The organism is Acidisoma silvae (assembly GCF_020618775.1).
Classification (GTDB): Bacteria; Pseudomonadota; Alphaproteobacteria; order Acetobacterales; family Acetobacteraceae; genus Acidisoma; species Acidisoma silvae.
This window is the reverse complement of sequence record NZ_JAESVB010000001.1, coordinates 534,161-545,921: the sequence shown is the minus strand read 5'-3', so window position 1 is coordinate 545,921 and position 11,761 is coordinate 534,161. Positions and strand designations below refer to the sequence as shown.

Here is an 11,761-nt window from a genome sequence, read left to right as displayed (position 1 = left end):
CATCCACCCGTCCGGGTAGATCCCCAGGTCAAGCCTTGCCGGCCGCACCCGGGGATGACTTTGCTCAGAAGATCTTCGCGAATTGCTCGACGTTCGACTTGTCATAGGTGAAAGGCACGGCCATCGCGCCGACGCCATTGGCGTCGAAGCTGATCTTGCCCATGCGGCCGTCCGGCAGGCTGTTGCCCGGTCCCTTGGCGCCATTGACGAGATCGACGGCGACATAGGTCGTGGCATAGCCAAGATCGATCGGATTCCAGATGGCGAAGCTCTTGATCGACCCGGCTTCGACATGGCCCGCGCATTCGGACGGCAGGCCGAGGCCGGTGACATAGACCTGGCCGACCTTCTTGGCGTCTTCCACGGCCTTGGCGCTGGCGACGATGCCGACGGAGCTGGGCGAGACGATGACCTTGAGGTCCGGATATTTTTGCAGCAGCGCGGTCGCTTCGCGGTAGCTGTCATCGGCCAAATCATTGCCGTAGACGGTGGAGACAAGTTCAAGTCCCGGATACTGCGACAAATACTTCTTCATGACCGCGATCCAGGCATTCTGGTTGGTCGAGGTCGGTGTCGCGGAGACGATGGCGAATTTGCCCTTGCCGTCCGGCGCGGCGGCGGCGGCCAGCTTGTCCAGCGCCTGGCCGATCAGCTCATCCGAAGACGGGGCCACATGCACGATGCGGCCATCCTGGCCGACCGCGGAATCATAGGAAATGACCTTGATGCCGCGCGCCATGGCGCGCTTGCAGATAGGCACCAGCGCATCCGGGTCATTGGCGGAAATCGCGATGGCATCGACATGCTGATCGATCAGCGACTGAATGACCTCGATCTGCCCTTCCGCCGTGGTCGAGGTCGGGCCGGTGAAGATGATCTTCACATTGCCGATCTGCTTGGCGGCCTCTTCCGCGCCTTTGTCAACGGCGACGAAGAAGCCATTGCCGAGGGACTTCGCGACGAGGCCGACGCGAATTTCGCCCGCCGCGCGCGCCGAGCCGGCAAAGCCTGCCGGGACTGCGGCCGCGCCCAGAACGGCAGCCGTGGTCTTGATGAATCCTCTACGGTCCATGATCATTCCTCCCTTTATTGTTTCGACGTTTTTCGTCGTTTAGGCGATCATCTTGCGGCGAATACTAGGCGACGTGCAACAGTCCTTTTACTGCGGGCTCGACGCCCGTTTCGTCCGGTTCCACGACGATCGTTTCTATGCCGGCCGCACGCAGAACCTCCAAATCCTCCGGCGCCGCCCCGCTATCGGTGATCACCGTGGTGATCCGCGTGAGGGGGGCCACAACCATGGAGGAGCGCTGGCGCAGCTTGCGGCTGTCCGCCAGAATAACGAGCTTTTCGGCGCATTCCAGCAGCTTGATCTGCGCCTGCACGATCAGCGGATCGGTCTCCATCATGCCGAAACTATTGAGCCCATAGCAGCCGGTCAGCAATAACCGGCCCGCGAAATGCTTCGTCGTGTCATGGTCGAAAGGACTGAGCACGATATTCTGCTGCGGATAGATGGTGCCGCCGGGAATGGTGATGCGATGACGATTGCCCTGCATCAGTTCCGAGGCCAGCGAAAAGGAATTCGTCAGAATATCGAGCTTCAGATCGTCCAGAAATTCGACCAGCCGGTAGGTGGTGGTGCCGCCATTGATGACGATGCTATCGCCGTCTTCCAGCAAAGCCGCTGCCGCGCGGGCGATGGCGCGCTTTTCGGCGAAGCACACCCGCTCCTCCGTCGCGAAATGCACGGCGCCGAGATGGGCCTGGTGGCGTGGCCGTAAAGCTTCTGCCCCGCCGCGCACGCGCCGCAGTTCGCCCCGATCCGCCATGGCCGCGATATCGCGCCGGATGGTGGCTTCCGAGGCCACCAGCAGTTCGACAAGCTCCGTCACCGAGACGACCGAGCGGTCCTCGACCAGATTCAGAATGATGCGATGGCGCTCACGCTCAAGCACAGATGGCTGTTTCCCCGGATTTGACCGCAGGAAGCGTCAGAATCGCGCATCCGTCAAGCATGTTCTTTCAGATAATGATCGTTTTTTATCGAAGATGGTTGATCATGACCGAAGTTGGGGCTAGGAGAGACATAACGCTTAGCGGAAACCGGCCGCATCTACCGGTGAAAAACGGACCAGCGGGAGGATCGAATGGACGCGCACGACCAAGTATCTGTGCTTGAAAATCGGTGGGATGACGCGACGGCAGCGGGGCTGAGCCCTGAGGCCTTGCTGGTCTACCGGTCTAACCTGCTCGGCTCCGACAAGCGCATCACCAATTACGGCGGCGGCAATACATCGTCCAAAATCGCCATGCGCGATCCGCTGACCGGCGAGACGGTCGAGGTTCTGTGGGTGAAAGGCTCGGGCGGCGATATCGGCAGCATCAAGCTGGATGGTTTCGCGACGCTCTACATGGACAAGCTCCATGCGCTGCGCGGCATCTATAAAGGCACCGACCAGGAAGACGAAATGGTCGGCCTGTACAATCATTGCACATTCAACCTCAATCCGCGTGCCACCAGCATCGACACCGCACTGCATGGTTTCATCAATCACCCGCATGTCGATCACGTCCACCCGGATGCCATCATCGCCATCGCCGCCTCCGCCGACAGCCGCGCCCTGACGCAGGAGATTTTCGGCGATGAGATCGGCTGGGTGCCCTGGCGCCGGCCGGGTTTTGAACTTGGCTTTTGGCTCAAAAAATTTGCCGATGAGAACCCGAAGGCCAAGGGCCTCGTGCTGGAAGCGCACGGCCTTTTCACCTGGGGCGAGACGCAGAAAGATTGCTACGAAACGACGGTCGGCACCATCAATAAGGCGATTGCCTTCCTGGCCGAGCGCAGCCGTGGCAAAGTGATATTCGGTGGTGAGCGCATTGCCCCGGCGGCACCGGAAGAACGGCGCGCGGTCGCCGCCAGCCTGATGCCGGTCATTCGCGGCCTGATCAGCCGTGAAGGCCCGCTCAAGCTCGGGCATTTCGACGACAGTCCGGAAGTGCTGGAATTCGTCGGCTCCAAGGCCCTGGCGGCGCTCGCGCCGCTCGGCACCTCCTGCCCCGATCATTTCCTGCGCACCAAGATCGCGCCGCTGGTGCTGGATTTCGATCCCGCGACCCAGACGGTGGCGGACCTTCTGCCCGGCCTGCCGGCAGCGCTGGAAACCTATCGTGCCGGCTACACGGCCTATTACGAGCGCTGCAAACACGCCAATAGCCCGAAGCTGCGCGACCCCAATGCGGTCGTCTATCTCATCCCCGGCATCGGCATGCTGACCTTCGCGGCCGACAAGGCCACCGCGCGCATTGCCGGCGAATTCTACCGCAATGCCATCAATGTCATGCGCGGCGCTTCCACCATTTCCACCTATCGCGGTCTACCAGAGCAGGAAGCCTTCGACATCGAATACTGGCTGCTGGAAGAAGCGAAACTGCAGCGGATGCCCAAGCCCCGCTCCTTGGCCGGCAAGATCGCCTTCATCACCGGCGGCGCCGGCGGTATCGGCATGGCCTCTGCCCGCCGGCTGATGCAGGACGGTGCCTGCGTCATGATTTGCGATATCGACCGCGAGGTGCTGGAAACATCGCGCCAGGAACTGGCGAAAACCTTTGGCGCCGATACTGTCGGCACGGTCTGGGCCGATGTCACCAAGGAGGACGCCATCATCGCGGCCTTCCGGGAGACGGCGGCCACCTTCGGCGGCCTGGACGTTTGCGTCTGCAATGCCGGCATCGCCTCGGCCGCGCCGCTGGAAGATACGTCTTTGGCCCTGTGGCAGAAGAATATCGATATCCTGTCCACCGGCTATTTCCTGACCTCGCGCGAAGCCTTCAGGCTAATGAAGGATCAGGCCATCGGCGGGTCCATCATCATGGTCGCCAGCAAGAACGCCCTGGTCGCCTCCCCCGGCGCGTCCGCCTATTGCACGGCCAAGGCCTCGGAACTGCATCTGTCCCGCTGCGTGGCTTTGGAAGGCGCGCCGCTCGGCATCCGCTCCAATGTCGTCAACCCTGACGCCGTGCTGCGTGGCAGCCGCATCTGGAAGGGTGAATGGGGCGATCAGCGCGCGGCCTCCTACCAGAAATCCTCTCTGGAGGAGCTGGACGAAGTCTACCGCCAGCGGTCCTTGCTCAAGCGCAGCGTGTACCCCGAGGATATCGCGGAAGGCATCGCCTTCTTCGCCTCCGAAATCTCCTCCAAATCCACCGGCAATATCATCAATATCGATGCCGGCAACGCCAACGCCTTTTCGCGGTGAGCATCATGGATCAGATCATCTCTCCGGCGCTGGACCAGGATTTCATTGCAAGCGAGAACGCCGCGCTGACAGCGGGCGTTGAGGAAGACTATGACGCGCTCGGCCGCGCGCTCGACCGTCGCGGCATCGATATCGAGGCGATCACCCGCGCCGTCGCGGCCTTCGCCGTTGCCGCGCCCAGCTGGGCGGTGGGGTCCGGCGGCACCCGTTTCGCGCGCTTTCCCATGGGGGGCGAGCCGCGCAATATCTTCGACAAGCTGGAGGATTGCGCGGTCGTCAACCGTCTGGCCGGCGCCACGCCAACCGTCTCGCTGCATTTCCCCTGGGATGAGGTAGACGACTACAAGGGGTTGACGGAATTCGCGGGCGCCCTCGGCCTTGGCTTTGACGTCGTCAATTCCAACACCTTTCAGGACCACCCCGGCAATGCGCTGCATCCGCTGTCCTATAAATACGGCAGCCTGAGTCATACCGACCCGGCCGTGCGGGCGCAGGCGGTGGCACACAACATCCATTGCGCGGAGCTGGCTGCCAAGATCGGCGCTCCGGCGCTGACCATCTGGCTGGGTGATGGGTCAAACTTCCCGGGCCAGTCCAACTTCACGCGGGCGTTTGAGCGTTATATCGACAGCGTCACAACCGTCTATGCGGCCGTGCCTGGTGGTTTCAAACTGTTCCTTGAACACAAGATGTATGAGCCGGCTTTCTATTCGACCGTGATTCAGGACTGGGGTTCCTCTCTCCTCGCCGCGCAGGCGGTGGGCGATAACTGCCTTTGCCTGGTCGATCTCGGCCATCATGCGCCCAATGTGAATATCGAGATGATCGTGGCGCGGCTGGTTCATGCCGGTAAGTTGGCAGGGTTTCACTTCAACGATTCGAAATACGGCGATGACGATCTGGATGCCGGAGCGATCGAACCCTATCGTCTCTTCCTCGTCTTCAACGAATTGGTGGATGCCGAATATCGCAAAGCACCCGGCTTCGCGCCCTCCTATATGCTGGACCAGTCGCATAACGTCACCGATCCGATCGAAAGCCTGATGACGAGTGCCGTGGAAGTGCAGCGCGCCTATGCCCAGGCGCTTCTGGTGGATCGCGCAGCGCTGGAAGGCTTTCAGGACGCGAATGACCCGATGATGGCAAGCCAGACGCTGAAGCGCGCCTTTACCACCGATGTGCAGCCCATCCTGGCCATGGCGCGGCTGCGCAAGGATGCCGCCATCGACCCGGTGGGCGCTTATCGCGCCAGCGGCTATCGCTCGGCCGTGACGCGCATCCGCCCGGCGAAGGCAGGTGGTTCAGGCGGGATTGTGTAACGGTCTTCCGCTGGCTTTGATCCGGGACGGGCGGCCGGCGGGTTGTCGGCTGACCCTCTCGGGTCCAATAATCACCCCGAACGGGCGCAGGCCCAGGAAACGGGAGACGGAATTCCATGAAACTGCTGCGTTTTGGCCCCTCGGGCTCGGAAAAACCTGGCCTTCTGGACGCTGACGGCCAGATTCGTGATCTTTCGGGCGTCATCGCCGATATCACGCCGGACGTGCTCTCCCCCATCTCCCTCGCCAAGCTGGCGGCGCTGGAGCCCACCAGCCTGCCGCTGGTCGAAGGCAGCCCGCGCCATGGCGTGCCGGTGAAGAATGCCGGCAAGTTCATCGCCATCGGCCTGAACTATGCCGATCACGCGGCGGAATCGAATATGCCGATCCCGAAGGAGCCGATCGTCTTCACCAAGGCCATCACCTCCCTCTGCGGTCCGAATGACACGGTTGTGATCCCCAAGGGTTCGGTGAAATCCGATTGGGAAGTGGAGCTCGGCATCATTATCGGCACCAAGGCGCAATATGTGGATGAGGCGTCGGCACTCGATCATGTCGCCGGTTATTGCCTGATCAATGACGTATCCGAGCGCGAATGGCAGCTGGAACGCGGCGGCACCTGGGACAAGGGCAAGGGCTGCGATACGTTCGGCCCTACCGGCCCCTGGCTGGTGACGAAGGATGAAGTGGGTGACGTGCAGGCCTTGGATATGTGGCTGGACGTGAACGGCCGCCGCATGCAGACCGGCAACACCAAAACCATGATCTTCGGTGCCGCGACCCTCGTTTCCTATCTCAGCCAGTTCATGACCCTGCTGCCCGGCGATATCATCACCACCGGCACGCCGCCCGGCGTCGGCATGGGCATGAAACCCGAAGCCGTCTATCTCAAGCCCGGCGATGTCATCACGCTTGGCATCGAAAAGCTGGGCGAGCAGCGGCAGGACGTCGTTGCCTGGTCTGCCAAGTAGTCTGAGCCGATGACCGTCGCCCTGGCCATTCCCTGCTTCATCGATGCCTTCTTCCCCGAAGTCGGCATTGCAACGCTGGAGCTGCTGGAACGGCTGGGGGTCGATGTCGTCTATCCGCAGGGGCAGACCTGCTGCGGCCAGCCCATGGCGAATAATGGCTGCCAAAGCGCGGCAGCCGGGGTGGAGGCGCATTTCGTCGATCTCTTTGGCGATTTCGATGCCGTCGTCATGCCGTCTGGCAGTTGCGTGCATCATCTGCGCGAGCATCTGGATGCCGTGCCGCAAACCGACCGCGTGCGGCATCTTCGTGCCCATACCTATGAACTCGTCGAATATCTGCATGATGTTCTGAAGGTCTCGGATTTTCCCTGGGCGGAATTTCCGCACAAGGTCGGGCTGCATAATAGCTGCGGCACCTTGCGCAGCTTGCGCACCGCCAGCATGAGTGAACTGGGGGAGACGCCCTTCTCCAAGCCAATGGATCTGCTGCGCGGCGTGCGCGGCATCGCATTCGTGACGCCGGCCCGGCCCGATGAATGCTGCGGCTTCGGCGGCACCTTTTCGGTCGCCGAAGATGCCGTCTCCGGCCGCATGGGATTGGACAAGGTGCGCGACCATGAACAGGCCGGGGCGGAGTACATCGTCTCGGCCGATACCTCCTGCCTCATGCACCAGCAGGGCTGTGCCAAGCGCGCCGGGGTGCCGCTGCGCTTCATCCATATCGCGCAAATCCTGAACGGAGCGCGGGCATGAGCGCGTCTGCCGGAGACAAATCAAAGCCGGTCGACCATGCCGGTGCGGCGGCGGCCTTCGTGGCCGATACGCCGCATCTGGCCTTTCATGACCGGCGCTTGTGGGAGCTGCGGCAGAAGCGTGACGGACAGATGCATGTCCTGCCCGAATGGCAGGCGCTGCGCAGCCTCGCCTCCGCCATCAAGGAACATACGCTGAGCCGCCTGGCGGATTATCTGGAGCAGTTCGAGGCGCAGGTCACGGCGCGGGGTGTGACCGTGCATTGGGCGCGCGACGCCGAGGAACACAATGCCATCGTGCTGCGCATCATGCGCGACCACAAGGCAAAGACGATTGCCAAGTCAAAGTCGATGCTGACCGAGGAATGTGAGATGGTGCCCTATCTGGCGCGCCATGGCATTACCACGACGGAGACCGACCTGGGCGAGCGCATTCAGCAATTGGACGGGGAAGCGCCGAGCCATATCGTCGTGCCTTCCGTGCATAAGCTGCGCGAGGACGTCGCACGGGTCTTCGCCCGCACCATCGGCGGCGATCCGAATAACGCCGACCCCCATGCCTTGGCCGAACATGCGCGCGTCACCACGCGGCCGCTGATGCTGGATGCCGATATCGGCATGACCGGCGCTAATTTTCTGGTGGCGGAAACCGGTGCCGTCGTTGTCTGCACCAATGAGGGCAATGCCGATCTGTCGGCCAATCTGCCGAAAGTGCACATTGTCTCGGCCGGAATCGAAAAGCTCGTACCGCGTCAAGCGGACTTGGGCGTCTTCGTGCGCCTGCTGTCGCGTAGTGCGCTGGGTTCCCCCATCACGCAATATACCTCGCATTTTCGGGGGCCGCGCGTGGGGGCGGAGATGCATATCATCCTCGTCGATAACGGCCGGTCGCAAAGACTGGGCGAGGACGATTTCTGGACCAGTTTGAAATGCATTCGCTGCGGTGCCTGCATGAATACCTGCCCGGTCTATCGTCGTTCCGGCGGCCTCAGCTACGGCGCCGTCTATTCCGGCCCCATCGGCGCCATCATCAACCCATCTTACGACCCGGTGCGCTATTCCACCCTGCCATTCGCCTCCACGCTCAACGGCAGCTGCACCAATGTTTGTCCGGTCAAGATCAATATCCACGACCAGCTTTATAAATGGCGACGGGTGATTGCCGAGCGCGGATTGCTGCCGAAGAACAAGAGTCTGTCGCTGCGCATCGCCGGCCATGTTCTGGCCTCCCCGCGCCTGTACCGGCTGGCGACCGGCGCCGCGCGCCTGGCGGTGCGCTACCTGCCGCGCGCGCTGCTCTACAGCAAGCTCAATTCCTGGGGCCGTGACCGTGAAGTGCCCGCCGCCCCACAGGAGAGTTTTGCGGCATGGGCCGCGCGCAACCGTCCGGCGAAAAAGCCGTGAGCGCGCGTGACGATATTCTGGCGCGCATCCGCGCCCGCAGGCCCGAGGGCGACTTCCCACTGCCCACCCTGCCGCAATTTCCCGGCGTCATGGGCGATCTGCTGGAGGTTTTTACGACCAATCTGGCGGTGATGGGTGGGCAATGCGTGCATCTGCCGGCGGGCGAGCCGCTGGGGCCGTTCCTCCGCGCCCGCCTGGGGCGCGGCCGCCTGATCAGAAGCTCCACCGATGAATTGCCGGAATTTTCCCGAACGGATGACGTGGCATCGCCCGGCGGTCTGAAAGACGTGCATACCGGCATCGTGCGCGCGCGCTTCGGCGTGGCCGAGACCGGATCAGTCTTCCTCAGCGACCGCGAATTGCGCGTCAATACTATTGCTTACCTCGCGCAGCATCTGGTCGTGCTGCTGGACCCGGCTGCCATCATCCCCGGCATCGCAGACGCCTATCTGCGCGATGACTTTACATCCGCAAATTACGTGTCGCTGATGACAGGCCCTTCGGCCACCGCCGATATCGAAGGCGTTCTGATTCGCGGCGCGCAGGGCGTGCGCAGCCTGACGGTTGTGTTTGCCTAACCTGCTTTACAGGCTTGGCACGACCAAGGGATGGCCAGCCAACTTGGCGTCTCGCGTCAGCAGGCGCATGTCTTCTGCTTGTGCCTGGACAAGCAGTAATTCATCGAACGGATTTTTGTGACCGATCGGGTCAGCCAGCGCTGTAACGGCGTGCCGGGCTGTCAAAGATATAAATTCCCAGCCGATCGCCTCAGCAAAAGCAATGATCGTCGCGGGGTCAAGCGGACCCTTGCGCCCGCCCGAAACGTGAAAACTGTGCCATTTAAGGCGAAGTTCCCATACCGACACTGCTGAAAGCACAAGCGGACTGTCGACCCCCGCCATCAATCTGCGTTCCGCCGCGGTCAGCGCATCGGGATCGAGCGCAGCCCAAACGGCGATATGTGTGTCGAGCAGCAGCCTCACTCGTCCAGCCCAAGCACCTGCCGGCTGAAAGCCGGGTCATCGAAATCGGCCGGCATTGTGACAGTGACGCCATCCAGCCCGAGTTGGCGACGAATGCGCTCAGCCTTTTCGAAATCCATTCCGGCTGCCGGCTGGACGGCAACCAGGGCGACGAAAGGCACGCCATGCTTGGTCACGATCACACGCTCCCCGCGCGCCGCAGCGGCGGCGGCCTCGGCGAAACGCGCTTTGACTTCACGGATCGATAGTTCCAACGGCGCGCTCCCTTACGATGAGGATGTACTCGGCCTTCTCTCCAAGCTTAGCATGGTGGCGCATTGAGGTCACCAAGTGACTACATTTACTCCCGTCTGCGCCGCAGCGTCGCCACCAGCGCCGACAGCACCGCTGGCATCTGGCGGCGCGACGGGTAATAGAGAAAATATCCCGGAAAGGGCGGCAGCCAGTCTTCCAGCAGCCGCACCAGCCGGCCGGACGCGATATAGGCTTGCGCCGAGCCTTCGATGACATAGGCGATGCCAAGCCCGGCCACGGCCGCGTCCAGCATCACCAGCGGCTCGTTGAAGGTCAGCGGCCCCGGCACCCGGATGTCGAGCACCCGTCCCTCGCGCTCGAACTCCCATTCCAGCGTCGCGCCGCCAGCCGTCATGCGGGCATTGATGCAGGCATGCTGCATCAGATCGGCCGGAACCTGCGGCACGCCCCGCGCCGCCAGATAGGCGGGCGAGGCCACCACCGCCATGCGCAGTTCCGGACTGACACTGACGGCGATCATGTCCTGGTCCAGCTTCTCACCGATGCGGATGCCGGCATCGAGGCGCTCGGCGATAATGTCCCGCTTCTGGTAGTCGATCAGCACCTCCACCCCCGCCTTGGGATGACTGGCCAGGAATTCCGGCAAAATGGGGCGAATCACCGTCTCATAGCCGTGCCGGGTCGCGGTGATGCGCACCGTGCCGGCCACGGCCCCCCGCTCCTGCCCCAGCCGGTCCAGCGCGCCGCCGATCTCCTCCAACGCCGGCGCCAGGGTACGCAGCAATTGCGCACCGGCTTCGGTGACGGAAACGCTGCGGCTGCTCCGCTGCAACAGCCGGATGCCGAGGCGGCCCTCCATCCCCTTAATCTTGTGGCTCAGCGCCGAGGTCGACAGTTGCAACTCGGCCGCCGCACGGGTGAAGCTCAGCGTTCGCGCGACGGCTGCAAAGGCCGCCAGGTCATCCAGGCCCGTCGGGTTCATCGTTTTATCCTGCTCAACGTCTCATCTCGATCATAGCATCTAATCGGATGATCCTTCGATACCTATTCTGAGGCTGACATCATCAAGGAGGGCGAGATGCAGAAGGTTCAAGACAAGGTCGTGCTGATCACCGGCGCGTCGAGCGGCATCGGCGAAGGCACGGCGCGCATATTGGCGGCAGCCGGTGCGCGTGTGGTGCTGGGGGCGCGGCGGGTGGACAAGCTGGAGGCACTGGCGGCCGAGATTACCGCTGGCGGCGGCAGCGTGCGCGTCCGCGCGCTGGACGTGACGATGCGTGACGATGTCGAAGCCTTCGTCGCCTATGCGGTGCAGGAATTCGGCCGGGTCGATGTCATCGTCAATAATGCCGGCGTCATGCCACTGTCGCCGCTATCGGCTTTGCTGGTCGATGAGTGGAACTGGATGATCGACGTGAATATCCGTGGCGTGCTGCATGGCATCGCCGCCGTGCTGCCGCGCATGGAGGCGCAGGGGTCTGGGCAGATCATCAATGTCTCCTCCATCGGCGGCTTCGTCGTGCAGCCGACAGGCGCCGTCTATTCCGCAACGAAATTCGCCGTGCGCGCGATTTCGGAAGGTCTGCGCAAGGAGAACGGCACCATCCGCTGCACCTGCATCTACCCGGGCGTGGTGGAATCCGAACTGGCCGAGACGATCACGGACCCGGTGGCCCGCGACCGCATGATCGCCTATCGCAAGACAGCCATTGGGGCGGACGCCATCGGCCGGGCCGTGCTCTATGCCATCGCACAGCCGGGCGACGTCGACGTGAACGAAATCGTGGTGCGCCCGACCGCGACGCAGGTCTGACGCCG

At 62.7% G+C, this 11,761-nt stretch carries 12 protein-coding genes; 7 read left to right on the top strand and 5 right to left on the bottom strand.

Annotated elements, in window-relative coordinates:
* Positions 1-64: 64 nt before the first annotated feature.
* Positions 65-1,072: a rhamnose ABC transporter substrate-binding protein gene (rhaS, locus tag ASILVAE211_RS02545; RefSeq protein WP_227319703.1), complete on the bottom strand. Its 1,008-nt coding sequence runs from the start codon at positions 1,070-1,072 to the stop codon at positions 65-67.
* Between the two features lie 64 nt (positions 1,073-1,136).
* Positions 1,137-1,958 (bottom strand): DeoR/GlpR family DNA-binding transcription regulator, encoded by an 822-nt coding sequence (locus tag ASILVAE211_RS02540; RefSeq protein WP_227319702.1) that lies wholly within the window; start codon positions 1,956-1,958, stop codon positions 1,137-1,139.
* Positions 1,959-2,150: 192 nt separating this feature from the next.
* On the opposite strand from ASILVAE211_RS02540, the gene ASILVAE211_RS02535 reads away from it, so the two are divergent.
* The 6 genes from ASILVAE211_RS02535 (at position 2,151) to ASILVAE211_RS02510 (ending at position 9,283) form a co-directional block, all read left to right on the top strand.
* Positions 2,151-4,259: a bifunctional rhamnulose-1-phosphate aldolase/short-chain dehydrogenase gene (locus tag ASILVAE211_RS02535; protein WP_227319701.1), complete on the top strand. Its 2,109-nt coding sequence runs from the start codon at positions 2,151-2,153 to the stop codon at positions 4,257-4,259.
* A 5-nt stretch (positions 4,260-4,264) separates the two neighbouring features.
* Positions 4,265-5,578, top strand: a complete 1,314-nt coding sequence (gene rhaI, locus ASILVAE211_RS02530; RefSeq protein ID WP_227319700.1) for an L-rhamnose catabolism isomerase — start codon at positions 4,265-4,267, stop codon at positions 5,576-5,578.
* A gap of 116 nt (positions 5,579-5,694) precedes the next feature.
* Positions 5,695-6,549, top strand: coding sequence for a fumarylacetoacetate hydrolase family protein (locus ASILVAE211_RS02525; RefSeq protein ID WP_227319699.1), 855 nt, complete (start codon positions 5,695-5,697; stop codon positions 6,547-6,549).
* Between the two features lie 9 nt (positions 6,550-6,558).
* Positions 6,559-7,302 (top strand): (Fe-S)-binding protein, encoded by a 744-nt coding sequence (locus ASILVAE211_RS02520; protein WP_227319698.1) that lies wholly within the window; start codon positions 6,559-6,561, stop codon positions 7,300-7,302.
* Positions 7,299-8,705 (top strand): lactate utilization protein B, encoded by a 1,407-nt coding sequence (locus ASILVAE211_RS02515; protein ID WP_227319697.1) that lies wholly within the window; start codon positions 7,299-7,301, stop codon positions 8,703-8,705. The genes ASILVAE211_RS02520 and ASILVAE211_RS02515 overlap by 4 nt, the downstream gene beginning before the upstream one ends.
* A complete protein-coding gene (locus tag ASILVAE211_RS02510) occupies positions 8,669-9,283 on the top strand; it encodes a LutC/YkgG family protein (RefSeq protein WP_227319696.1) in 615 nt (204 codons plus the stop codon). The genes ASILVAE211_RS02515 and ASILVAE211_RS02510 overlap by 37 nt, the downstream gene beginning before the upstream one ends.
* Positions 9,284-9,289: 6 nt before the next feature.
* On the opposite strand, the gene ASILVAE211_RS02505 is transcribed toward ASILVAE211_RS02510, so the two are convergent.
* From ASILVAE211_RS02505 to ASILVAE211_RS02495, 3 genes are all read right to left on the bottom strand, one after another.
* Positions 9,290-9,688, bottom strand: a complete 399-nt coding sequence (locus tag ASILVAE211_RS02505) for a type II toxin-antitoxin system VapC family toxin (protein ID WP_227319695.1) — start codon at positions 9,686-9,688, stop codon at positions 9,290-9,292.
* Positions 9,685-9,942: a type II toxin-antitoxin system prevent-host-death family antitoxin gene (locus tag ASILVAE211_RS02500; RefSeq protein ID WP_227319694.1), complete on the bottom strand. Its 258-nt coding sequence runs from the start codon at positions 9,940-9,942 to the stop codon at positions 9,685-9,687. Before ASILVAE211_RS02500 ends, ASILVAE211_RS02505 begins: the two co-directional genes overlap by 4 nt.
* An 86-nt stretch (positions 9,943-10,028) precedes the next feature.
* Positions 10,029-10,925 carry a LysR family transcriptional regulator gene (locus ASILVAE211_RS02495; protein WP_227319693.1) on the bottom strand — a complete coding sequence of 299 codons (897 nt, stop codon included), beginning with the start codon at positions 10,923-10,925 and terminating at the stop codon, positions 10,029-10,031.
* A gap of 96 nt (positions 10,926-11,021) precedes the next feature.
* Between ASILVAE211_RS02495 and ASILVAE211_RS02490 the strand changes: the two genes are divergently transcribed.
* Positions 11,022-11,756, top strand: a complete 735-nt coding sequence (locus ASILVAE211_RS02490; RefSeq protein WP_227319692.1) for an SDR family oxidoreductase — start codon at positions 11,022-11,024, stop codon at positions 11,754-11,756.
* Positions 11,757-11,761: the final 5 nt, after the last annotated feature.